We start from the raw sequence: 24,793 nt of genomic DNA on the forward strand, positions 1-24,793 counted from the left end.
AAGTTGATTTCTTTTAAAAATTTTATCTTGAAATGGGTTTTTTTTATATGGTATAATACTTCTTATGATATAACTTAAGAAACGAAATTATTAATAAAGGTTATATTATACAATTATTATTTTAAAGCTAGTTATAAGGAGTAAACAATAATGGAATTTTTGGTAATTATTGTTTCAGTACTTGCATTGTTATTTGCACTTATTCAGGGTATTAGCATTACAAGAGTAAAAGTTACTGATGAGAAAATTATTAAAATTGGAGGATACATACGATCGGGCGCTATGGCATATTTAAAGCGCCAATATAAGATTTTATCTGTATACGTTGCAGTTGTAGCAATCATTCTTTTTATCTTACCGGGAATGGGAATACTAACAACTGCTGCATTTTTGTTAGGAACGATTTTTTCAGTGACCGCTGGATTCTTTGGGATGAAAGCTGCAACTTCTGCAAATATGCGTACAACTCAGGCTGCAAAATCTGGTTTACAAGAAGCATTTAAGTTTGCGTTTTCAGGCGGCTCGGTCATGGGATTATCAGTAGTCGGCCTCGGAGCACTTGGAATATCTGTACTTTATCTTATTTTTAAAGACGTAACTATTTTAACAGGTTTTTCATTTGGGGCGAGTTCCATTGCGCTGTTTTGCAGGGTAGGCGGCGGAATTTATACCAAAGCGGCAGATGTGGGTGCAGATTTAGTTGGTAAAGTTGAAGCAGGCATTCCGGAAGACGATGCCAGAAATCCAGCCGTTATAGCAGATAACGTTGGAGACAATGTCGGAGACGTTGCCGGAATGGGATCTGATCTATTTGAAAGTTATGTAGGTTGTATTGTATCTGCTTTGTTGCTTGCATTTGTCTGGGGAGGAGAGACCGGAATACCCTTTGTTTACTGATTGTAGGTCAGGCATTGTCGCTTCAATTCTCGGTATATTGGCCGTTAGGTTGTTCCAGGCTAAAGATGCACAGGCATCACTTAATATAGGCACTTATTTAAGCGCTATAATTTTAATAGGCGCAGCGCTTGCTATAACATTATGCTTGATGGATACGCTTGATATATTCTGGGCTATAATATCAGGAAGATAATAGCAGGGCTCTTGATTGGTAAATTAACTGAAATATATACTTCAAGCATATAGGCCGGTAAAAAATATAGCAGCTTCGTGCAAAACTAGGTGCAGCAACTGATATTTTATCCGGTATTGCATATGGCATGAAATCTACAGCGATGCCTATAATAGTTCTTGCAGGCGTAATAATAGTTTCTTATATCTTTGCTGATTCATTTGGTATAGCAATGGCTGCTGTCGGGATGCTTGCTACTGTTGGTATGGTCGTATCGGTGGACTCTTACGGGCCTGTTGCCGATAACGCTGGCGGTATTGCACAGATGACACATCAAAACGAATCTGTTAGAAATATTACAGACCATTTGGATTCTGTTGGTAATACAACGGCAGCTATAGAAAAGGATTTTCAATAGGTTCCGCAGCGTTGACTGCTCTTGCACTATTTGCAAGTTACAATGCGGCTGTAGGCCTAAACAGGAATTGATATACTTAACCCAAATGTTATGGCAGGGTTATTCTTAGGGGCTATGCTAGCATATCTCTTCTCGGGATTAACCATATCTTCTGTTTTCAAGAGCGGCGGATAAAATGGTTGCCGAAGTAAGGGATCAGTTTAATAGATTCCCGGGCATAATGAAGGGTGAGCAAACTCCTGATTATGCAAAGTGTGTTGATATTTCGACCCAGGCTGCAATTCGTGAAATGATTATTCCTGGAATAATTGCAATTGTAAGCCCCCATATTAGTTGGGTTGATACTTGGGCCAGAAGCTTGGCGGCTTACTGGCAGGAGCAACTGTGGCAGGTGTTCTGCTTGCCATCAAGATGGCTAATGCGGGCAGTGTGGGACAACGCCAAAAAACTGATAGAGAGCGGCGACCATGGCGGGAAAGGCTCTGAAGCTCATAAAGCAGCAGTAATAGGAGACACAGTTGGAGACCCTCTTAAAGATACTGCCGGCCCGTCACTTAACATACTGATTAAGCTAATGAGTATAGTAGCTCTTCTGTTTTATCCGTTATTTATATAATTTATATAATTTATATAAAAAGCAGTGTTTTTCCTGCTTTTTTATTTGACAAATTAAGCTTACTAATCTATTATATGACAAATAAAAGGTAGTATTTATTTTATGGAGGAGGGCCTAAATGCTTCAACTAAAAAACATAACGAAAAATTATACTGTTGGGCGTTTTACTCAAGCAGCCTTAAAAAACGTAAGCCTTGATTTCAGAAAAAGTGAATTTGTTGCTATACTAGGTCAGAGCGGCTCTGGAAAGACTACTTTGCTAAATATAATAGGCGGTCTTGATAGATATGACAGCGGCGACTTGATTATAAATGGAAAATCTACTAAACACTTTAAGAATATAGAATGGGACGCTTACCGCAATAACAGCATTGGTTTTGTATTTCAAAGCTATAACCTTATCGGGCACATATCTGTTTTAAAAAATGTAGAACTTGGAATGACTTTAAGCGGGGTGTCGGCACGCAAGAGAAGGAAAAAGGCATTAGAGGTTTTAGAGCGGGTGGGGTTAAAAGACCATGCAAGGAAAAAACCGAACCAATTGTCCGGCGGCCAGATGCAGCGGGTTGCAATTGCAAGAGCGCTTGCCAATGACCCGGATATTATTTTAGCAGACGAGCCTACAGGTGCGCTTGACTCTCTTACCAGTATACAGATAATGGACTTAATCAAAGAGATTTCAAATGATAAGCTCATTATAATGGTAACGCACAATTCTAAACTTGCGGAAAAATATTCAAACCGCATAATTGAATTAAAAGATGGCGAGATAATTAGCGACTCAAATCCGATAAAGGATAGTGAAGAGGAAGCTAGTAAATATCACTAAAAAAGACTTCTATGAGCTTCTTTACGGCACTTAAACTATCTTTTAATAATATAATGACCAAAAAAGGCCGTACTATTTTAACGGCATTTGCATCTAACATCGGTATAATCGGTATTGCACTGATACTTGCGCTGTCTAATGGTTTTGATAAAAAAATAACCGAATTCGAAGTTAATACAATGTCTGAATATCCTATAATAATTTCACAGCAGTCTATGCAGGTGAATGATGAGACGTTTGCGGATATGAGAAACAATATAAAGGAAAACATCGGAGCATCGTCGGCAAATGATGAATTTCCTGACATTAGTGAAGTTTATCCATACGATTCGCAAGAAGATACGTTTTTACACGGTAATAAACTGACAGCGCAATATATGGATTATATCGAAGACATAGATTCTTCTTCTATTTCAGGTATATCCTATACACGAGCTATGAATTTTAATTTATCAGTCAAAGCAGATGGAAAAGTTAAGACTGTAAATGCTAATAATATTAATTTTACCGAGCTACCCAAAAGCCTAAGCGGGGATGGAAATTTAATCCTTGAAAACAACTATGATATCATTGCCGGAAGATATCCTGAATCTAAAAACGATATTTTACTGGTGGTAGATAAAAAGAACAGGATAGAAGAAAGTATTTTAGAAGAGTTAGGCATTTCTATACAAGAAGATGCAATCGATTTTGAAGATTTACTGGGCCTTGAAATAAAAGCTATATTAAACGACGATTACTATAAGGAATACGGTGAATATTTCACTGCAAATATGGATTTAGAGACTGCATATAATAATGAAAATTCTCAAACCTTGAAAATTTGCGGTATAATAAGGATTAAGGAAGACAGCTACTTAGAAATATTAAATGAAGGTATAGCGTATACCCCGGAGTTTGCGGATTATATATCTGAAAACGCAGCTGCTTCTAAAATAGTTTTAAAGCAAAAAGAGGTAGATTATAACGTACTTACCGGAGAACAAATAGATCTATCCACCGAACAGGGGCAAGATACTAAAGAACAGCTTTTGTCATATTTGGGATCGGGTGGGGTACCCAGCATGATTATGATATATCCAAAGGATTTTGATTCTAAAGAAAAAGTTCTTGAATATTTGGATAATTGGAATCATAATAAAGATGATTCGGATATGATTTTATATACGGACCTAGCAGAAATAATAACAACTATGTCTGGGAGTATAATGAGCGCCATTACAATAGTGCTAATAGCGTTTTCGGCTATTTCGCTTTTGGTTTCCGTAATTATGATAGGCATCATTACATATATATCTGTTCTTGAGAGGACAAAGGAAATAGGTGTTTTAAGAGCGCTGGGCGCACGTAAAAAAGACATTACCAGAGTGTTTGATGCGGAGACCTTTATAGTCGGGCTTTTTTCAGGAGGGCTTGGGATATTAATTGCAAGCATTTTAATTCTGCCTGTTAATATTATAATCGAGTCATTGACTGATTTGCCTAATGTAGCAGTAATCAATCCGCTGCATGCTATATTTTTAGTAGCAATAAGCTTAACGCTTACAGTAATAGGAGGGTTCATCCCGGCAAAGATGGCGGCGAAGAAAGACCCTGTTGTAGCGCTTAGAACAGAATAAATTTAATAATTGAATACTTAAGCTTAATTAAAGGAATTGCATATTAAGCTAAAAATTTATTTAAATATATTGTTTAAATACTTTAATACAAGTATATTTTATTAGATTATGAAATTTTTAGTTTTTTATATTGCATTATTTATTTTAAAGGAATATAATGTAGGGCATCAGGTATAAAAACCTGGAGCACAAAGCCAGAGAGGGATACTAATGATCGGGTTTTTAATTGGACTTTGTTGCGGATTAATACAATTTATATTATTGAGTCGTTTTACTGAATCGTTAACGAAAAACAGGAAAATACCCATATTATTAGCTTTTTTACAGATATTTGTATTAATAATCACGCTTTTAGTTTGCGCTCTATTGATTCCAAAGGAACTTATATGGGTCGCAAGTGGAATCGTGAGCTTTTTAATTGCAGGCGCAGTTATAAAATTTATAATTGTTCGCAAAAAAGATCAAAGCTAAAAAGTCTTTGATATTACGTATAGTTTTAAAAAGGAAAGTGTAATCAGTTTAAATGAGTGCTTTTTCGATGACAATAATAATTATATCGGTGCTACTGGCAGCAGTAGGGCTAGCATGGAGAATATTCGCAGTAAAGAAACTCTCTAAGCTGGGTCCTAATGGGCCCGTAAAAAAGCTTAATATTTCTAAAACTTTAGCAACAGTGCTTATAATAGTAAGTGTTTGGTTTTTGGCTCTGCAGGTGATATCAGTAATTTTTAAATTACCTGAAAGTGAGGCATTTGGCATTTCAGTATTGGCGCAAAGGGTAAACGTATTTGGCCTTAATTTAAGCAATGCCATAATAGTTACATGGATTGCTATGGGGATTTTGGTGCTGGCTGCATTAGTTTTGCGTATATTTATAATTCCGCATATGAAAAATGCACCTGCCGGGGTTCAAAGCATGCTTGAAGCAACCATTGAGGGTAAGAGAAAAAATGGCAAGCGTAGAGTTGCGGGCGATAGTTTCAGAACTTACATATTTACTGTAATAGTACTTCTTATAACCTATTTGGCGATAGAATTTTTTGGGACTAAAACCCCAGTTGCAGATGTTACTTTAATTGCTGCGGTAATCTTGGCTGGTTTGCTCATACTGATTCTAATAGGTATAAGATTGTTTTTAATAATGCTGGCAAAAAAAAGCAAAGAGCCTAAGACTGCTAAAGATACAATAGAAGACAGAAAGATTGAAAAGCAAGAGAAAAAAGCGCAATTAGAACTGGCAAAAAGGCAGCAGGTATTGGAGAAAGAATCTAAGCCGCGCAAGAAACTTAATGCTTTAAAACGTATCGTTTTAACTGCGGTTATACTTTCCGTTTGGTTTTTTGTCATACGTATACTTGAAATAGTCTTTGGGACTCCGGCGGGGCAGATGTTTGGCGTTTCATTGGGGGCAGACCGCGTTAATATACTTGGTGCTGATCTAAGCAATACCATAGTAGTTACATGGCTCGCAATGGCGATTATTATATTAATTTCGTTATTTATTAGAGTTTTTGCAGTTACTCAGGCAAGAAGAAAGCCAAAGGGAATCCAGGCCGCCATTGAAGTAGCGGTTGATGGTAATAACGTTTCTGCTGAATCAAAAGCGAAAAATATTAGTGAGAAGCTGAGATCTTATGTATACACTGCAGTTATATTGCTCATTACGTATACTGCAATAGAACTCGTAGGCCTTACAAAGATTACGGCAGACATAACTCTTATTCTAACGCTTATAGTTGTGGGTGTTTTAGCACTTATAGGTTTAAGCATACGTATAAAGAATTTAGCAAAGAGAGAACAGTTGATGCTTGAAAAAGAAATAAACGCAGAGGCAGCAGAAGAAAAAGAAAAAGAACACCAGGCAAAGAGAAATAAGACTATAAAGAAGCTTATAATAACAGCGGTTATAGCAAGTGTATGGTTTTTCCTTGTCCGTTTATTAGAGCTTATATTTGGTACACCGGAGGCAGAAGGGATTAAGGTTTCTATATGGGCAGAAAGAGTTAATGTATTTGGGCTTAACTTAAGCACCACTATTATAATAACGTGGATTGCCATAATAGTTTTGATTGTAGCGTCCTTACTTATCCGTATGTTTGTCATGAGAAAAATGAAAGATGTGCCAAAAGGGGCACAAAACGTTATTGAAATAGCAGTTGAAGGTATTGCAAAATATACTAAATCTACAGCAGGGAATCTTGGTGAAAATTTAGGAGCGTATATATTCGCTGTATCAGCATTGTTAGTTACTTGTGCGGTAGTAGAACTTTTTGGTTTCCGTGCACCTACTGCAGATATAACTCTTACATTTGCGCTTTCGATAAATACGTTTATATTGATAAATTATTATGGAATAAAAGAAAAAGGCGTTTTTGGAAGGATGAAAAGCCTTGCCGCACCATCGCCGTTAATCTTGCCATTTAAAATAATAGGAGACTTGGCTATACCAATATCTATGTCAGCTCGACTTTTTGGTAACATGTTTGGCGGGCTTATAGTTATGGATTTACTCTATAGCGCCCTTGGTGGAGGCGCAATAGGGATACCGAGTGTCGTTGGCCTTTACTTCAACGTATTTCATCCGTTGATACAGGCATTTATATTTATTACGCTAACACTTACGTTTATCGGTGAAGCTACTGAGTAGGCGCTTCGTTATAAAATTTTTAATTAATTAGGAGGATATAAATATGGATTTGGGTTATATTCCAATAGGTATTTGCTTTATGCTTACTATCTTGCGCAGGAGCTGGGCTTGGAATGGGTATAGCTACTGGTAAAGCTGTAGAAGGGGTTGCCCGTCAGCCGGAGGCTTCAGGAAAGATCAGTGCAATGCTGCTTCTTGGATTGGCGTTGACTGAATCAACTGCTATATACGGCCTTGTAATGTCATTAATAATGATGTTTTCACTCACTTAATGCGGAGGTATTAAGATGGAGATATATCCTTTAGACATTGTAATACACATAATTAATATTATAGTGCTTTATCTGCTTTTGCGATTGATTATCTATAAACCGCTTCGCAAATTTATGAATGAGCGCACTAAGAAGATTCAAGATCAGTTGGATTCTGCTGCAAATGCTGAGAAAGAGGCTCTTGCAAATAAGGAAGAGTATATGAAAAAAGTTGCATTATCAGAAGAGCAGATACAAAAGACTGTACGTGAAGGTGCGCAAAAGGCCGCTGAAGAATCTGAGGTAATCGTTAGAGATGCGAAAAACAAGGCTAGTGAAATTATCGAGCAGGCTCGTGTCAAAGCAGATGAGGAACGCAAGCGCATGACAGAAGGTATAATAGACGGAATGCAGGATAAGATTGCTGAAATATCTATCGATCTGGCTAAACGAATATTAAAGAGAGAGGTCAGTTTAGAAGATAACCGTACTATTATTGACGACTTTTTTAAAAAGGTAGAGTGAGTATATGAAAAAAGCTATACTTAGGGTCGCCACTTCTTTGAATGAACAGATGATAAAATCTATCTGTGAAGGATTTGAGGGATTGCTGGGCGGACCTATTGAATTTGATATAATTAAAGATGAAACACTAATAGGCGGCTTTATAGCTTTTATAGGTGGCAAAGTTTACGATGCAAGCATGTCCACACAACTTAGTGATATGCGGCGCTCTCTGTCCGACGACAATATAGGAGGATAAGGCATGCTGAATTTTGATTTAGGCCCTATTGGGGGTTTCTTAAAAGATAAAATAGGTAAATTAAAGCTAGGACCTAAAGTCTATGAGTATGGAATAGTTAAAAGCTGTACTGATGACGTAGTACAGATAGAAGGGCTTTGTCATAGTCTTTACGGTGAAATATTAGAGTTCGAAAACGATGCTTATGGTTTAGCGCTGGATCTTAGAATAGATGGTGTTGGCGCTGTATTTTTAAGTGGCAATGCATCTGTATCGACAGGTTCTATAGTACGCGGAACAGGGCGTGTTGCAGATATATGCGTAGGGGATAAGCTTTTAGGCAGGGTCATAGACCCGATAGGCCGCCCTATGGATGGAGAACCTCTTAGTTCCGATGAGTTTAGGCCGCTTGAAAGTCCTGCTCCTCCGCTTATAAAGAGGTCACCGGTTAACCGGCCGCTTGAAACAGGACTTTTGGCTATAGACAGCATGATACCTATAGGCAGAGGGCAACGTGAGCTTATTATAGGAGACAGGCAGACAGGTAAAACCTCGATAGCACTTTCAGCTATAATGAACCAACGCGATAAAGATGTTATATGCGTATACTGTGCCATAGGGCAAAAGGCTTCTACTATAGCTAGCTTTGTCCATTCATTAAGTACAGCGGATGCAATGAAAAATCTTGTGGTTGTAGCATCGACTGCGAGCGATTGTGCTGCTATGCAGTATTTGGCTCCATATGCGGGCTGCTCCATAGCCGAAAAGTTTATGTACGAAGGAAAAGATGTACTTATAGTATATGATGATTTAAGCAAGCATGCGGTAGCATACAGGGCCATGTCGCTGCTTTTAAGGAGGCCATCCGGCCGTGAAGCTTATCCTGGCGATGTATTTTATCTGCATAGCCGTTTATTAGAGCGTGCAGCTCAGCTGAATAGTTCTTTAGGCAGTGGGTCAATGACCGCGCTTCCCATAGTCGAAACTATGGCAAACGATATTTCAGCATATATTCCAACGAATGTTATTTCTATTACAGACGGACAAATTTATTTAGAAAGCGAACTGTTTCATGCAGGGATACGCCCTGCTGTTAACGTAGGTTTATCTGTTTCGCGTGTAGGCCGTTCAGCTCAGCCGGATGCAATGAAAAAGGTTTCCGGGAGTTTGCGTTTAGATGTTGCACAATATAGAGACATGGCGATATTTGCACAGTTTGGTGCAGACATAGATGCAGCAACAGCTACATTGTTAAGGCGCGGCGAATGCCTGACAGAATTATTGAAACAAAAACAAACTGAAATTTTATCTCTTGCAGAACAAGTGTCCATACTGGTTGCATATTCGCATAATATTTTTGATAGTATTGATTTAAAACTAGTACCGCAGTTTAAAAACGGGCTGCTTAGCCATTTAAAAAATACCTGTCTTGATATATTAAGCAGAATAAATACAACAGGCAAACTAACCGAAACAGACAGGGCAGAACTTATAAAGGCAATGAAGGCATTTTTGGCTAAACAAGAAGGAGAAGCCAATGCAGAACGCGAATGAGATCCGCAGCCATATTAATGCGGTAGCACAAACTCGTAAAATAACAAATGCAATGCAGCTGGTTGCTTCATCGCGGATGAAGAGGGTTTTGCAGCAGATAGGGTATAATCAAAAATACTTGTCGCGCGTTCGTTCGACTATGAAACATATACTGCAGTCTTCAAAGGACGTGACACATCAATATTTAAAGAGCAGAGGAGACAAGCGCACATATATAGTAATTTCGGGCGATAAGGGAATGGCCGGTGCATATAATGCAAACATACTTAGTTTTTCATGGAAAGAGATGAGCAAGCACCCAGGTTCTGCACTAATATCTGTTGGAACAATGGCAAGTAACTTTTTTAGGGAACGCGGAATAGACCCGGATATCGAACTAATTGGCATTACTCAGAATCCAACTCTTTATAGTGCAAGAGAAATTGCCTTTGACATTTTAGATTTTTACGATGGCAAACTGACAGACGAGGTATACATAATATTTACTCCGTACGGGGTATCTCAAAACTCACCAATCATGTATAGGCTGCTTCCTATACTTTTAAGCGATTATGTAGAGAAAGAAGAAGATGCCGTTCATGCGGAAGATATAATATATATACCATCCTCAAGAGAGTTATTTGACTTGCTTGTACCGCAGTATCTTATAGGAGTGGTGTTTGGCTCGCTTGTACATGCATATGCAAGTGAACAATTTGCAAGGATGAATGCTATGCAAAGCGCAACGCGTAATGCAGATGAGATATTGAAAAAGCTGAAAATGCAGTATAATTTAGCAAGGCAAACGGCAATAACGCAAGAGATTACAGAGATAACTGGTGCAGCAGAAGTGCTGCGTGATGGAGATAATAACTATGAATCAAGTAACTGATAAAAAAGGTACAATAATAAAAATAAGTGGGCCAGTATTAGATGTACGCTTTGAAGATCATGAGCCACATATACATAATTTACTGGTTACTGTAGATGGTATCCATATGGAGGTTGCCGCACAGATATCCAAGTCGGTTGTACGATGTATAGCGCTTGAAAAAACAGAAGGGCTACGTTGCGGAACTGAAGTTACGGATACGGGAGACGGTATAAAAATTCCTGTTGGAAAAGAACTTTTAGGCCGTGTGGTAGATGTGCTTGGCCGTCCAATAGATGAAAAAGGGCCGATAGATGCAGAAAAATGGCCTATACATAGGCATCCGCCGGCATTTATTAAATTAAATCCTGTAATCGAGTTTTTTGAGACAGGAATAAAGGTTATCGATTTACTTACACCTTATGCGAAAGGCGGAAAAATAGGCCTTTTCGGAGGTGCTGGCGTCGGCAAGACTACGCTTATAATGGAGCTCATATATAATATAGCTGTCAACCATGGCGGATATTCAGTTTTTACCGGTGTTGGAGAACGTAGCCGTGAAGGGAATGATTTGATACATGATATGGAGCAAAGCGGTGCTATAAGTAAAACGGCGATGGCTTTCGGGCAGATGAACGAACCGCCGGGCTCCCGTATGCGTGTTGCCCTAACAGGTCTTACGATTGCAGAGTATTTTAGAGATATACTTCATCAGGATGTTTTACTATTTATAGATAATATATTTAGATATGTTCAGGCAGGAAACGAAGTATCCGCATTGCTCGGCAGAATGCCGTCTGCAGTTGGTTACCAGCCGACCCTGGCAACAGAGCTAGGCGAACTTGAGGAACGTATTACATCCACAGAAGATGGATCTATAACTTCTGTACAGGCGATATACGTACCGGCAGACGATTTGACAGACCCGGCACCTGCGACGATATTCTCCCACTTAGACGCTATAACTGTTTTATCAAGGCAGGTATCTGAAATGGGTATTTATCCTGCGGTTAGCCCGCTTGAATCCAGTTCCAGGATACTCGATCCAGATGTCGTGGGGCAGGATCATTATGATGTTGCACAACGCGTCCAGGAATGTTTGCAAAGATACAGTGAGCTAAAAGATATAATCGCTATTTTAGGTATGGATGAATTATCCGAAGAAGATAAAAAGACGGTTTACCGTGCGCGTAGAATACAAAGATTCCTGTCACAGCCATTCAACGTAGCCGAAGTCTTTACTGGTATAAAAGGCCGTACTGTTCCGATAAAGGATACGATAAAGAGCTTTGCAGCAATAATTAACGGTGAAGTAGACGATGTGCCGGAATCTGCTTTCTTCTTAGTCGGCGATATAGACGATGTGCTTAAAAAGGCAAAGGGGTTGTAATTTAAATGAGGACCTACACGCTGAATATAATGACGCCTCGGCACCAGTTCTTTAGCGGCGAGGTTGAAGCGCTTACAGTTTCGGTACCAGACGGAGAAATAACGATACTTGCAGGGCATGCACATTTGGCTGCGCCGATATTAGTTGGAAAATTGTCTATAAAAATAGATGATGAGTGGAAAGAGGCGTATTGTGCGGAAGGGTTTATGGAGGTCGGCCATAACAAAGTCAATTTGTTCGTTCAATCATGTGAATGGCCGGAGGACATAGACATTGAGCGCGCCTATAGTGTGCTTCGTCAAGCAAAGGATAGGCTAAGCCACCGTAAAGACGAACATGAAGACAGGCTTGCTCAAATTGCATTTGAACACTCCATAGCACGCCTTAAAGTGGCCCATCAGGATATAGATGTAAAATAAAATTTTTAAAATAATAAAGCTGCCTAATATTAGGCAGCTTTATTTTATTTACTTACATAATTTTTCAGAATATTTTATCTTTAATTTTTTAATAATAAATGTGTGTAAATAAGGAGGTGATATTTTGAAAAATTGCAGTCAGAAGAATTGTCAGAAAAATTATAACCGAAACAAACAGGAAAATAGTAAAAATAATAATTCTAAAAATGATTATGACTATGAAAAAGGATTTTAGAGAATACTGTTTTAAGTCGTTGCTTTCTTATTTATAAAAGCGGAGAAAGGCAAGTTTTAAACTTGCCTTTCTTTAATTAATAAATTATTTTAGTTTGCTTTTTCTGGAAATATTGAACACTGCGAGCCCATAAAAAACTATAGCCGTTGCTATTAAAACGAGTATATGAGTTAAAGTGCTTACCTGAGTATCTCCGAATTTAAATACTATACCCATCTCCTCTTTAAAGCTTGAAACCGTTTCTATAGGAGCATTTCCAAATGAGGTTGAAAGTGGCACATCCATTAAAATTTGCCTGAAAAGTACTCCGGCGTGGGAGACGGGGAATATCTTGATTATAAATTGTATTGCGCCTGGAAGTATGCCGATCGGGATATATATCCCGGTTAGAAAACCTATAAGTGTTCCAAGTATAGTACTGGCAACTGAGAAGGCATTGTTACTTTTAAAAAAACTGACCATGAAAAAGACCATTGAACTTGAAGATATAACGGACAGGAATATTAGCCCAAATACTTTTATTATGCTCCAAAAAGGAAGTATTTCACCACCATATGAAACAATATATATTTCTGAAAGCACAAAGGTTATGAAGCTTATTATAATGCCTATTAAAAATGAGCTTAGTATATATCCGGCAGCGATATCCCGCCTTTTGAGTGGGGCGGCGTAAAAATCATTTATATTTTTTTTGGCCTGGTCTTCAACCATGATACCAAACGCACCCATAGTAGCAGTAATGGAAGTAACGGCCAATAATCCCGACATTATCCAGCTATCCATTAAAAACCGCGCGCTGGGTACATCGTTCATATTTTGTAATAAAGTATCGCCTAAAAACAAGACGTAAAGGGCTATAATGATAAGGACGCTTAAAAGGGAAAAGAAGACAGAGCTTTTATCTCTGAAAAATACTTTTAAATTTCTAAAAGCTATACTAATCATCGTTATTTCCCTCCTGGCTTACTACATTTATAAATACATCGTCCATAGTTCCCCTTATAACTTCAAAGCTTTCAATATAAGGTTCTGCGGCTTTTAAAATAGGCAAAGCCTCCCTGGTCTGTTCTATCTTTACTACTGCGAATTCGTCTTCTAAATCAAATTTTATGTTTTTGCTATTAAGTAAATCCTTAAGAGCGGATGTATCCGTTGCTTTTATCTTTAATAGATCGGAGCTGAATTTTTCTTTCAGCTCATACGGAGTCCCTTTTGCGGATATAGTGCCATGGTCTATGATTATAATAAAGTCGGCGGCAGCTGCTTCTTCCATATAATGTGTGGTAAAAAATACTGTCATTCCCGTTTCTTTTTGAAGCTTGGATATAGTATCCCACACGCTCTTTCTGGTTTGAGGGTCCAGCCCCGTAGTCGGTTCGTCTAGAAATAAAATTTTAGGTGTATTGACAAGTGCCCTTGCTATATCGGCGCGCCGTTTCTGCCCTCCGGACAGCTTGCCGTACGGGCGGTCGATAAATTCTGCAGATTCGGTTATATTTGCAGCATTGGCAACTGCATTTTTGAGTTTGGATTTTTCAATAGGATAAAATTTTGCCCTGGTTGTTAGGTTTTCCCTAACTGTGAGAAGCGGGTCAAGGACACCGTCTTGGAATACAACGCCTATAGATTCGCGTATTTTCCCGTCTTCTTGTCCTAACTTATATCCATTGATAATGACCTCTCCGGTATTTTGCTTAAGCAAAGTGCAGATGATATCGATCGTGGTGGATTTCCCGGCACCATTAGGGCCAAGAAGTGCGAACATCTTTCCCTTTTCCACATAAAAATCAATACCGTTTACTGCCTTGACTTCACCATAGTATTTTTTAAGATTTTTGACAGTAATAATTTTATCCATTACTATAACCTTTCTTTAAGAATATAAAGTTTTTGCTATATACGGAATATAAAAATTTTAATAACAGTAATGTTAGCTTTGATATAAAGTTAAAGCTAAACGTAAAGTTTAAGATTTATACCGTTTAGCTTTTCTTAAATATTATATGAATTTTAAGCTGATATCAAGTGGTTTGACAAAATTAGTCAACGCACCCATAGATATATAGTCAACTCCGGTTTTTGCTACTTCTCTTAAGTCTTTTTCATCCATATTACCAGAAGCTTCAATAAGTGCCCTTTTATTTATTAGCTTAACAGCTTTAGCCATTGACTCATAAGACATATTATCAAGCATTATTATTTCGGCACCTGCTGCAAGCGCTTCTTTAACCTGCTGAATAGATTCTACCTCTACTTCAATTTTAAGAGTATGAGGTGCAAAATTACGTGCCTTAGAGATTGCATTTTCAATACCGCCGGCAGCTTTAATATGGTTGTCTTTAATTAATATACCATCTGATAGTGTGTATCTGTGGTTATATCCGCCGCCAGTTCTGACAGCATATTTTTCTAAAACCCTCAAGCCAGGAGTTGTCTTTCTCGTATCTATTATCTTAACCGGAAAGCCAGCCACTTTTTTAACGGCTTCATTTGTCTTGGTTGCAATCCCGGAAAGACGCTGCATTAAATTAAGAGCTAATCTTTCGCCTAATAATACGGATACAGCGCGGCCTTCAATAGTGGCTATTATGTCTCCCTTTTTTACAGCATCGCCATCGGAAAAATTATTGTTAAGGGTAATATCTGGATCCACATATGTAAAAACAGCCTTTGCAATATCAATGCCGCAAAGTATGCCCTGTGATTTTGCAATAAATTTGCCACTTACCATCCTGTCTTCAGGTACGGTGCTCATAGTGGTTATATCGCCGGTATTTAAATCTTCTTTTATAGCCATTTTTATTATATCGTTAAGCACCTTTTTATCTATCATAGGCCCCTCCATTTAGTTTATCCGGTAATGTGCCCCGACCGACTCTTTACGGTTATACGCACCTTTTGCTATGGTTTGAGCTACGGTTACCATATTATAAAGCTCAAGCGCCCTTATGCTTTTCAGCTTTGCGCCTTCGATATCATTAAGCATATCTTTTAATAGGGTTATGGCTTTTAAAAGCCCCTCTTCAGTACGTACTATACCACAGTATTTTACCATTATACCCTTTAAGTCTATAATCCTTGCTTCCGCATCTATATCTTTGTCTATAAACCCTTCATTTTTAGGAAGTGAGACGTTAGTGCTTAGATGCGTAAACCCTTCGTTTATAACGTTAGCACAGCGGCGGCCGAACACAAGGCATTCAAGTGTAGAGTTACTGGCCAAACGGTTGGCTCCGTGGACACCCGTAGACGCGACTTCGCCACAGGCAAGAAGACCCTTGATTTTGGTCTCGCCCCACAAATTAGTTTTGACTCCGCCCATCATATAATGTTGAACAGGGCCTACAGGAATATAGTCCTTAGTTATATCTATTCCGTTATCAAGGCAGGCATGGTAAATAGTAGGGAAGCGCTTTATTAAAAATTCACTTGGCTTACTTGTTATATCAAGTTTAACATAAGGGGTTTTTTGGTTTTGTATTTCTCTATAAATTTCTCTTGCTACTATATCTCTTGGTGCAAGCTCTGCTAAAGGATGTTTTCCCACCATGAACCTTTCACCGGCATCGTTTAGCAAAACGCCACCCTCGCCGCGAACTGCCTCTGAAATCAAGAAGCACTGCTTGTTTCTGTTTTTAGGAGTATAAAGCCCTGTTGGATGAAATTGTATAAATTCCATGTTTTCAAGCGTTGCACCTGCGCGTTTAGAAAGGGCAAAACCATCTGCCGTTGAAACTATAGGGTTGGTCGTATATCGGTAGATCTGCCCAAGGCCGCCAGTAGCGACTATAATATAATCGGTTTTGTATAAATGCCACTTGTCATTTTCGAATACCATTAATCCGCATACGCGTTTGTCTTTAGTTATAATATCTGAAACAAATGAATTTTCGTGTATGGTAACGCTTTTTTTATTCATTACCGTTTTTTTAAGCGTCCTGACCATTTCAAGGCCAGTTGCATCGCCGCCTGCATGAAGTATACGGCTCATACCATGGCCGCCTTCACGTGTTGTCATCAGGTTTCCATCTATATCCAGGTCAAAATGTGTGCCAAGGGCTAAAAGTTCGTTTATTTCTTTAGGCCCTTCTTCTACGATGACATGAACTGCCTTTTCATCGCACATGCCGGCACCGGCTTTTATTGTATCTTCAAAATGGTAATTAAAACTGTCTTCTTCTTTGGTGACGGCGGCAATTCCGCCTTGCGCCAGTGAGGAGGAGCTTATCTCCATTCGTTCTTTGGTGAACATCTCACATTTTAAAGCAGGATTTAAGTGGTAAGCCGCATATAGGCCGGCCAGCCCGCTTCCAATAATAGCTACGTCGATAGAATGTTTTTCTATGTCCTTATCTTGTATATCAAATGTATATCTTTTCATTTAAAAAACCCCATTATATTAAAACCCGTTATGCCATTTCAAGCATACGGTTAAGGCTTTTTCCAGCCTTTTCAATTATATCGTTGCTAAGAGTTATCTCATGTTGCTCATATTTTAGTGCATTTAGTACATCAACTAATTTAGTTTTTTTCATGTTGGTACAGAATAATTTTGGGGATAATAAATAAAATTCTTTATCTGGATTTTCCTTTTTTAACACATGCAAAATGCCCATCTCGGTTCCGATAATAAATTTTTTGTGGCTGGATTGTTTCACATATTTTATTATCTGTGCCGTACTGCCGATAAAATCTGCTTTTTTAAGAACAGCCGTAATACATTCTGGGTGTACTAAAAATAAAGCATCTGGCATTGCATTAAGTGCCTTGCTTACGTCGTCTAAGTCTATTTTGTGGTGAACTATGCAGTAGCCGCTAAACGGTATTATTTCCTTTTCAGGCAGCTTGCTCGCAACATAGTTGGCTAAATTTTGGTCTGGAACGAATATGATACGTTTTTGTGGAAGGGAGCTTACGACATTAACGGCATTGGATGATGTAACGCATACATCACACTCAGCTTTGACATCTGCTGTTGAATTGACATAGCAGACTGTAGCTGCATCCGGGTATTCGCTTTTTAAGCGTTTTATATCCTCGGTAGTTACCATTTCAGCCATAGGGCAGCCTGCTTCATTTGCAGGTAAGAGCACCTTTTTTTGTGGGCTTAAAATTTTAGCGCTTTCCGCCATAAATCTGACCCCGCAAAAGACAATTATATCTGCATTATTTTCTTTTGCCTTCCTGCTTAGATCAAAAGAATCACCGACCATGTCAGCAATGTCTATGATATCTCCAGTTTGATAATAGTGTGCCAAGATTATGGCGTTTTTTTCTTTTTTTAATTTTTCAATTTCATTTTCAATTTCTTGCATTTCATTTTGCCTTTTTATGTTTAAAATCTTTATTTTATTACATATTTTTAATAGTTATTTTACCAGTCTGCTATACAAATTGCAAATTTTAATCAATAAAATTTTAAATATGCATATATTAAAGGGCATCCGTTATCTTTTTTTAAAACTATAAAGGTACCAATATTTTAACCTTTACAATTAGTATTTCATATGATATTATAATTTAACAACTGGATTTTACTTTTTATTTAAGTAAATTTAGTTAGATGAGATGAGATTAGAAGAGAAGAGTTTTCCATTTGGCATATCAGTTTTATGATATGTGCTTTGGTATTTGTATTTATTTTAATTTTGAAAAACAAATCAACTGCCTCTTCTTTTCAAAAAGGAGAGGCTTTTTATGTATCCAAACTTTGAAGAATTTAAAAAAATTGCAAAAACTGCTCGTATGGTCCCTGTTTATGAGGAGCTGTTTTTAGACACGCAAACGCCCATAGGCATATTTTTGCGTTATGCAGACGACGAAAACAGTTTCCTCCTGGAAAGTGTTGAAGGCGGGGAGAGATGGACGAGGTATTCATTTATAGCACGCCGCCCGTTCATGACCTTTAAAAGCAGTGGAGATGATATAACCATAACTAAGGATGAAAAAACAACCGTTAAAAAGGGTAACCCATTCAAGGAACTAAAGGCGCTTTTAAATGATTATAAAGGCATCAGCCTTAAGGGCATGCCTAGGTTTTGTGGCGGTGCTGTCGGATATATAGGCTATGATATGGTCAGGCATATAGAATACCTGCCTGATACACCGGAAGATGACATACGCTTGCCGGACAGTTATCTTGCCTTTTATGACGAAGTAGTAGCTTACGACCATTTAAAACAGCGGGTCATGGTTATAGTAAATGTTGACACAGCGGGCGATATTGAAAAGAATTATGAGATAGCAAGGCAGCGCATTGAAATCACGGCAGATGAGCTTATAACACCTTATAAATATATTAAGCCAATAAAGGCGGTATCGTTTGACGAGATTAAAATGGAAAGCAACTTTACTAAAAACGAATTTATGTTAAACGTAGATAAGGCAAAGGAGTATATAAGAAACGGCGATATTTTTCAAGTGGTTTTATCCCAGCGTTTCGCAATTGAAACGGACATAAACCCTCTTCGCGTATACCGTGTATTAAGAACGCTTAATCCATCGCCATATCTATATTACTTAAAGTTCGGTGATGCTATCATCGTTGGTTCTTCGCCCGAGCTGATGGTACGCGTTGAAAACGGCATCGTTGAGACCTGCCCCATAGCCGGTACAAGCCGCAGGGGGAAAGATAAGGACGAAGATGAACTTTTGGCAAAAAAGCTTTTAAAAGACGAAAAGGAAATGGCGGAACATACGATGTTAGTAGACCTCGGGCGAAACGATTTAGGCAAGATATCCAAGTTTGGTAGCGTTAAGGTTTTAAACCCGATGCATATAGAAAAATATTCAAAAGTTATGCACATAGTTTCGAACGTGCAAGGTGAACTAGACGATGATAAAGACTGTTTTGATGCACTTACGGCAGTGTTGCCGGCAGGGACCTTATCCGGTGCACCGAAGGTACGCGCTATGCAGATAATAGACGAATTAGAACCGGTAAAACGGGGTATTTATGGTGGCTGCGTCGGTTATATGGGTTTTGATGGCAACCTCGATACTTGTATTGCTATACGTACTATTGTCTTTAATAAAGGAAAGGCGTATATACAGGCAGGAGCGGGAATAGTTGCAGACTCTGTTCCCGAAAACGAATATGAGGAGACGCTAAATAAAGGGCATGCTTTATTTGCATCGCTTCGTGAGGCAGGTGATATTTAATGATTGTGATAATAGATAATTACGATTCGTTTACTTATAACTTATATCAGTATATAGGAGAATTAAATAAAGACGTAGTGGTAATAAGGAACGACCAAATTACGGTTAGCGATTTGGCTGATATGCCATACAGCCACTTAATAATATCGCCGGGGCCGGGTTATCCGAAGTCTGCCGGCATTGCAGTAGATGCTATAAAAGCTTTATCGGAAAAATCCCCGATACTTGGAATATGCCTTGGACATCAGGCAATAGGTTATGCATTTGGCGCGGATATAGTCCATGCGCCGCAGCTTGTACATGGCAAGGCATCTGATATAAAATTGGGGGACTGCCCTATTTTTAATGGGATAGCGCCTGTAATAAAAGCGGCTAGGTACCATTCGCTGATAGTTGATAAAGATACCCTTCCGGATACTCTTGAGATTACAGCAATGACAGATTCTAAAGAGATAATGGGGATTAAACATAAAAAGCTGCCTATATTCGGGCTCCAGTTTCATCCGGAATCGGTATTGACACCAGACGGGAAGCAAATACTTAAAAATTTTTTAAGATTATAGATAGGGGGATATATAAAAATGTTAAAGGAAGCAATATCTAAAATAATAAATAAAGAAGATTTAACTCGTAGCGAAGCAAAGGCCGTAATGGATTATATAATGAGCGGTTCAGCAACACCAGCGCAAATAGGGGGATTTTTAACAGCTATGCGAATGAAGGGTGAAACTGTAGACGAGATAACAGGGTTTGCCATTTCTATGAGGGAAAATGCAAGCAGAATTTCTCCTAAAGTACCGTTTTTGATAGATACATGCGGAACAGGCGGAGACGGTGCCAATACATTCAATATTTCAACTGCAGCTGCTTTCGTGGCAAGTGCGGCCGGAGTCGGCGTTGCTAAACACGGCAACCGCTCTGTAAGCAGCAAAAGCGGTAGCGCAGACGTGCTTGAGGAGCTGGGCGTAATTATAAACCTTCCTAAGGAAGACGTTTGCCGTTGTATAGAGGACGTAGGAATTGGCTTTATGTTTGCACCGGCTTTTCACGGGGCCATGAAATATGCGATAGGGCCAAGACGTGAATTAGGTGTCAGGACTGTGTTTAATATGTTAGGGCCTCTTACCAACCCGGCCGGAGTCGAAGGGCAGTTAATGGGGGTATACAGTTCGGACATGACAGAGCCAATGGCAGAAGTTTTAAAGAACTTAGGCGCCAAACACGCAATGGTAATAAACAGCGAAGATGGGCTGGATGAAATATCTATATCTGCACCGACAAAGGTAAGCGAAGTTTTCAACGGTGAGATACGTACGTATACTATTAATCCTGAAGATTTCGGATTTTCAAAGAGAAAGTTATCTGAAGTAAAGGGCGTTGACCCGAAGGGAAACGCGGAAATGATCATAGCTTTATTCAAAGGTGAAAAAGGTGCAAAGAGGGATATAGTTATCTTAAATGCGGGGGCTGCTATTTATGTAGGAAACAAAGCAAAGACTCTAAGTGAGGGAATGAAGTTAGCAGCTGATATAATAGATAATGGAAGCGCATACAAAAAGCTAAACGAATTTGTTGAATTTACCAATGCATTAAAGGTGAGTTAAATGATTCTGGATACTATAGTAGATAAAAAGAAAATACGCGTTGAAGCGGCAAAAAAAGATATTACGATTGACGAAATGAAGTCGCAAATAGACATTAATAGTGAGGCGCGGCATCATTCTTTTAAAGATGCGCTTAAATCAGGCGGAATTTCTATAATTGCCGAAGTAAAAAAGGCGTCTCCATCCAGAGGGCTTATCTGTAAGGATTTTGATCCTGTTAAAATAGCCAAAGAGTATGAGAAAACTGGGGCGGCAGCTATATCTGTTCTAACGGAAGAGGATTTTTTTCTTGGCAGCGGGGAATACCTGAAGCAGGTAAAAAAGGCGGTTGAAATTCCCGTTTTAAGAAAAGATTTTATATTCGACATATGGCAGGTATATGAGGCTGCTTTGATGGGGGCAGATGCAATATTGCTTATTACAGCGATATTAAAAGATGCCGAACTAAAAGCCTTTAGGGAAATGGCAAATAAACTTAATATGGATGCGCTGGTAGAAGTTCATGACAGTAAAGAATTAATAAGGGCGCTAAATTCTGGCGCAGATATTATCGGCATTAACAATAGGGATTTAAATACGTTTGACGTTAACATACAGACGACGGGCAAACTTGCTAATATGATACTTAAAGGAGTGGCAGTTGTAAGCGAGAGCGGTATAGATAAAAGAAGCGACATAGTCTACTTAGAAGAATTTAAAGTTGACGCAGTGCTTATCGGAGAGAGCTTGATGAAGGCAAGGTCTATAAAGCGGAAAATGGACGAATTGAGAGGCGATAAACGTGGCTAAGGTAAAAATATGCGGGATTAAATCTAGAGATGATATAGATATAGTAAACGCGCTATTACCTGATTATATAGGTTTTGTATTCTGCCCTACGAGCAAGAGGTACATAAGTTTAAACGAGGCTAAAGTTTTATCTTCTTTATTAAGCAGCAAGATAAAAAAGGTAGGCGTTTTTGTAAACGAAAAAAAGGAGACTATAAATAAGCTAAAAGAGGAATGCAATCTTGATGTTTTGCAGCTTCATGGCGATGAAAAACCGCAGGATTGTTTTTACGATGGTGCAAGCGTATGGAAGGCGATACGTATAAAAGACTCAATAGATCTAGACAAGGTTAAGTTTTATAATGTAGACAGGTTTTTACTAGATACGTTTGTATTAGGCTCTTACGGAGGGTCAGGTAAAATGTTTGATTTAAACTTGATCCGATATCTTAGCAAGAAAGACGAAATAGTACTGGCTGGAGGCCTTTCGCCTGAAAATGTTAAGACAATAGTTAAAACGGTAAATCCATATGCAGTTGACGTAAGCAGCGGCGTAGAAACAGAAGGGAAAAAAGATTATTGTTTAGTAAAAGAATTTATAGATAAAGTGAGGAATTGTCATGCCTGAATTTAGTAAAGGTTACTTTGGTAAATATGGTGGTATGTATGTGCCAGAGACGCTTATGAATTCATTAAGCGAATTAAACGATGCATATAATGCAGCCAGGAAAGATATACAGTTTAAAAAAGAAAAGGAATATTACTTAAAGGAATATGCCGGCAGGGAAACGCCTCTTTATTATGCAAAGAAGATGACAGAGATTTTAAACGGCGGGAAAATATACTTAAAGCGTGAAGATCTAAACCATACCGGTTCGCATAAGCTAAATAACGTTATAGGACAGATGCTTTTAGCAAAAAGAATGGGCAAGAAGCGGATAATAGCTGAAACGGGCGCGGGCCAGCACGGTGTCGCAACTGCAACGATAGCCGCACTGTTTGGCATGGAGTGTGAGGTATATATGGGGCAGGAGGACGTTGACCGGCAGGGTTTGAATGTATTCAGGATGGAGCTCTTAGGAGCAAAAGTCAACCCTGTTAAAACTGGAACGGCTACGTTAAAAGATGCGACAAGCGAGGCAATACGCGACTGGGCGGCAACGTATAAAGATACATATTATGTTATAGGCTCCGTTGTCGGGCCGCATCCGTACCCTATGATGGTTAGAGATTTTCAAAGTATTATCGGGAAGGAAGTAAAAAAACAGATAAATAAAAAAGAGGGCAGGCAGCCGGATCTTTTAATAGCATGTGTAGGAGGAGGAAGTAATGCCATGGGGCTTTTCTATCCTTTTATCAATGACGATAAAGTTAAGATGATCGGAGTTGAAGCGGCAGGCCTAGGTATTGGCACACCGTATCATGCTGCGGCATTAGCTGCCGGTGCACCTGGGGTGCTACATGGGATGTTGTCTTATTTTTTGCAGGATAAAGACGGGCAAATATTACCGGTACATTCGATATCCGCGGGGCTCGATTATCCCGGAATAGGCCCTGAACACGCATATCTTCACGACAGCAGCAGGGTTTATTATGAATCGGTTACAGATGATGAGGCGGTTGATGCATTTGAGTTTTTATCTAAGACAGAAGGGATAATTCCGGCACTTGAGAGCTCTCATGCGGTCGCTTATGCTATGAAAATAGTACCTAAAACTTCTAAAGATGCTATAATCGTTATAAATGTATCAGGAAGGGGAGACAAAGACGTTCAGATCGTTGCAAAACATATGGGGGTTAAAGTGAAATGACAAGGATTGGTGATAAATTTATTGAACTTAAAAGGTTAGGGGAAAAAGCGCTTATCCCATTCTTCTTTGCAGGGGATCCGGATATGGAAACGACTTTTGAATTAATACTGTCCGCTGAAAGTGCTGGGGCAGATATAATCGAGCTAGGTATACCATACTCGGACCCGTTGGCAGATGGCCCGGTAAATCAGCAGGCAGCCAGCAGGGCATTAAAAAACGGTTTTAAAATAAAGGATATATTTTCTTTTGTTAAAAGAGTTAGAAAAGTTACAGATATACCTATAGTTTTTTTGCTGTATTTTAATTGTATAATGCAGTATGGTATAGAAAACTTTCTAAAAGACTGTACACTGTCCGGTGTAGATGGACTTGTGATCCCGGATCTGCCTTATGAAGAAAAGCTAAATTATAAAAATGCCTTTAAAAAATATCCTGTAGATATAATTGCCCTTGTAACTCCGTCATCAAAAGAGCGTTTAAAGCAGTTAGTTAAAGACTCGAGCGGTTTTATATACTGTGTTACGTCATCTGGTGTTACCGGGACGAGGAGCAGTTTTAAAACGGATTTTGCATCTTTTACATCCGAGATTGCGTGTTTTACAGATACTCCGAGAGTCTTGGGATTTGGCATTTCAACGCCTAGACAGGTTGAAGAGCTCAAAAAATACGCAGAAGGCATAATAGTAGGCTCTGCTATAGTACGGTTAATTGGAGATGGCTCAAAGGGCGATATGGTTAAAAGGGTTTCTAAGTTCGTTAAAGAATTAAAAGACGCTTTAAAATAGCCATAAAAAAAGTGCGGTATACCGC

The 24,793-nt window shown here is 38.8% G+C and carries 24 protein-coding genes and 1 pseudogene; 20 read left to right on the forward strand and 5 right to left on the reverse strand.

What is annotated here, in order from left to right:
• Nucleotides 1-150 precede the first annotated feature (150 nt).
• The 13 genes and pseudogenes from R2876_05735 to atpC all read left to right on the forward strand — a co-directional run bounded on the left by R2876_05735 (nucleotide 151) and on the right by atpC (nucleotide 12,404).
• Complete coding sequence (locus R2876_05735; protein MEZ4358110.1) at nucleotides 151-897, forward strand: sodium/proton-translocating pyrophosphatase; 747 nt, start codon at nucleotides 151-153, stop codon at nucleotides 895-897.
• Nucleotides 887-1,090, forward strand: coding sequence for a hypothetical protein (locus R2876_05740; GenBank protein ID MEZ4358111.1), 204 nt, complete (start codon nucleotides 887-889; stop codon nucleotides 1,088-1,090). The genes R2876_05735 and R2876_05740 overlap by 11 nt, the downstream gene beginning before the upstream one ends.
• A gap of 127 nt (nucleotides 1,091-1,217) precedes the next feature.
• Nucleotides 1,218-1,487, forward strand: coding sequence for a sodium/proton-translocating pyrophosphatase (locus R2876_05745; GenBank protein MEZ4358112.1), 270 nt, complete (start codon nucleotides 1,218-1,220; stop codon nucleotides 1,485-1,487).
• A gap of 175 nt (nucleotides 1,488-1,662) precedes the next feature.
• Complete coding sequence (locus R2876_05750; protein ID MEZ4358113.1) at nucleotides 1,663-2,103, forward strand: sodium/proton-translocating pyrophosphatase; 441 nt, start codon at nucleotides 1,663-1,665, stop codon at nucleotides 2,101-2,103.
• 118 nt (nucleotides 2,104-2,221) lie between these two features.
• Nucleotides 2,222-4,551: pseudogene (locus R2876_05755) on the forward strand (ATP-binding cassette domain-containing protein).
• Nucleotides 4,552-5,089: 538 nt separating this feature from the next.
• Nucleotides 5,090-7,198, forward strand: a complete 2,109-nt coding sequence (locus R2876_05760; protein MEZ4358114.1) for a FoF1 ATP synthase subunit a — start codon at nucleotides 5,090-5,092, stop codon at nucleotides 7,196-7,198.
• Between the two features lie 113 nt (nucleotides 7,199-7,311).
• A complete protein-coding gene (atpE, locus tag R2876_05765; protein ID MEZ4358115.1) occupies nucleotides 7,312-7,470 on the forward strand; it encodes an ATP synthase F0 subunit C in 159 nt (52 codons plus the stop codon).
• A gap of 15 nt (nucleotides 7,471-7,485) precedes the next feature.
• Complete coding sequence (locus R2876_05770) at nucleotides 7,486-7,974, forward strand: ATP synthase F0 subunit B (GenBank protein ID MEZ4358116.1); 489 nt, start codon at nucleotides 7,486-7,488, stop codon at nucleotides 7,972-7,974.
• Nucleotides 7,975-7,978: 4 nt separating this feature from the next.
• Complete coding sequence (locus R2876_05775; GenBank protein ID MEZ4358117.1) at nucleotides 7,979-8,212, forward strand: F0F1 ATP synthase subunit delta; 234 nt, start codon at nucleotides 7,979-7,981, stop codon at nucleotides 8,210-8,212.
• A gap of 3 nt (nucleotides 8,213-8,215) precedes the next feature.
• A complete protein-coding gene (atpA, locus tag R2876_05780; GenBank protein ID MEZ4358118.1) occupies nucleotides 8,216-9,745 on the forward strand; it encodes a F0F1 ATP synthase subunit alpha in 1,530 nt (509 codons plus the stop codon).
• Nucleotides 9,729-10,616 (forward strand): ATP synthase F1 subunit gamma, encoded by an 888-nt coding sequence (gene atpG / locus R2876_05785; protein ID MEZ4358119.1) that lies wholly within the window; start codon nucleotides 9,729-9,731, stop codon nucleotides 10,614-10,616. Before atpA ends, atpG begins: the two co-directional genes overlap by 17 nt.
• Nucleotides 10,600-11,985 (forward strand): F0F1 ATP synthase subunit beta, encoded by a 1,386-nt coding sequence (gene atpD / locus R2876_05790; GenBank protein MEZ4358120.1) that lies wholly within the window; start codon nucleotides 10,600-10,602, stop codon nucleotides 11,983-11,985. Before atpG ends, atpD begins: the two co-directional genes overlap by 17 nt.
• A gap of 5 nt (nucleotides 11,986-11,990) precedes the next feature.
• The gene (gene atpC, locus R2876_05795) at nucleotides 11,991-12,404 is read left to right on the forward strand and encodes an ATP synthase F1 subunit epsilon (GenBank protein MEZ4358121.1); all 414 of its coding nucleotides are present in this window, start codon (nucleotides 11,991-11,993) and stop codon (nucleotides 12,402-12,404) included.
• Nucleotides 12,405-12,723: 319 nt separating this feature from the next.
• On the opposite strand, the gene R2876_05800 is transcribed toward atpC, so the two are convergent.
• The 5 genes from R2876_05800 to nadA all read right to left on the reverse strand — a co-directional run bounded on the left by R2876_05800 (nucleotide 12,724) and on the right by nadA (nucleotide 17,954).
• Nucleotides 12,724-13,584 (reverse strand): ABC transporter permease, encoded by an 861-nt coding sequence (locus tag R2876_05800; protein MEZ4358122.1) that lies wholly within the window; start codon nucleotides 13,582-13,584, stop codon nucleotides 12,724-12,726.
• Nucleotides 13,577-14,497: an ATP-binding cassette domain-containing protein gene (locus R2876_05805; protein MEZ4358123.1), complete on the reverse strand. Its 921-nt coding sequence runs from the start codon at nucleotides 14,495-14,497 to the stop codon at nucleotides 13,577-13,579. Before R2876_05805 ends, R2876_05800 begins: the two co-directional genes overlap by 8 nt.
• 141 nt (nucleotides 14,498-14,638) lie before the next feature.
• Nucleotides 14,639-15,472 (reverse strand): carboxylating nicotinate-nucleotide diphosphorylase, encoded by an 834-nt coding sequence (gene nadC, locus R2876_05810; GenBank protein ID MEZ4358124.1) that lies wholly within the window; start codon nucleotides 15,470-15,472, stop codon nucleotides 14,639-14,641.
• A 12-nt stretch (nucleotides 15,473-15,484) separates the two neighbouring features.
• Nucleotides 15,485-17,020 (reverse strand): L-aspartate oxidase, encoded by a 1,536-nt coding sequence (nadB, locus tag R2876_05815; GenBank protein MEZ4358125.1) that lies wholly within the window; start codon nucleotides 17,018-17,020, stop codon nucleotides 15,485-15,487.
• Nucleotides 17,021-17,048: 28 nt separating this feature from the next.
• Nucleotides 17,049-17,954: a quinolinate synthase NadA gene (gene nadA, locus R2876_05820; protein ID MEZ4358126.1), complete on the reverse strand. Its 906-nt coding sequence runs from the start codon at nucleotides 17,952-17,954 to the stop codon at nucleotides 17,049-17,051.
• Between the two features lie 382 nt (nucleotides 17,955-18,336).
• Between nadA and trpE the strand changes: the two genes are divergently transcribed.
• Genes trpE through trpA form a run of 7 tightly spaced genes read left to right on the forward strand, consistent with a single transcriptional unit; the run spans nucleotide 18,337 to nucleotide 24,768 of the window.
• The gene (trpE, locus tag R2876_05825; GenBank protein ID MEZ4358127.1) at nucleotides 18,337-19,800 is read left to right on the forward strand and encodes an anthranilate synthase component I; all 1,464 of its coding nucleotides are present in this window, start codon (nucleotides 18,337-18,339) and stop codon (nucleotides 19,798-19,800) included.
• Nucleotides 19,800-20,363: an aminodeoxychorismate/anthranilate synthase component II gene (locus R2876_05830; GenBank protein ID MEZ4358128.1), complete on the forward strand. Its 564-nt coding sequence runs from the start codon at nucleotides 19,800-19,802 to the stop codon at nucleotides 20,361-20,363. The genes trpE and R2876_05830 overlap by 1 nt, the downstream gene beginning before the upstream one ends.
• Nucleotides 20,364-20,381: 18 nt before the next feature.
• Nucleotides 20,382-21,404, forward strand: a complete 1,023-nt coding sequence (gene trpD, locus R2876_05835) for an anthranilate phosphoribosyltransferase (GenBank protein ID MEZ4358129.1) — start codon at nucleotides 20,382-20,384, stop codon at nucleotides 21,402-21,404.
• Nucleotides 21,405-22,193, forward strand: coding sequence for an indole-3-glycerol phosphate synthase TrpC (trpC, locus tag R2876_05840; protein ID MEZ4358130.1), 789 nt, complete (start codon nucleotides 21,405-21,407; stop codon nucleotides 22,191-22,193).
• Nucleotides 22,186-22,800: a phosphoribosylanthranilate isomerase gene (locus tag R2876_05845; protein ID MEZ4358131.1), complete on the forward strand. Its 615-nt coding sequence runs from the start codon at nucleotides 22,186-22,188 to the stop codon at nucleotides 22,798-22,800. The genes trpC and R2876_05845 overlap by 8 nt, the downstream gene beginning before the upstream one ends.
• Complete coding sequence (gene trpB, locus R2876_05850; GenBank protein ID MEZ4358132.1) at nucleotides 22,793-23,983, forward strand: tryptophan synthase subunit beta; 1,191 nt, start codon at nucleotides 22,793-22,795, stop codon at nucleotides 23,981-23,983. The genes R2876_05845 and trpB overlap by 8 nt, the downstream gene beginning before the upstream one ends.
• A complete protein-coding gene (gene trpA, locus R2876_05855) occupies nucleotides 23,980-24,768 on the forward strand; it encodes a tryptophan synthase subunit alpha (GenBank protein MEZ4358133.1) in 789 nt (262 codons plus the stop codon). The genes trpB and trpA overlap by 4 nt, the downstream gene beginning before the upstream one ends.
• Nucleotides 24,769-24,793: the final 25 nt, after the last annotated feature.

Source organism: Eubacteriales bacterium (genome assembly GCA_041390245.1).
Lineage (GTDB): Bacteria > Bacillota > Clostridia > Christensenellales > JAWKQI01 > JAWKQI01.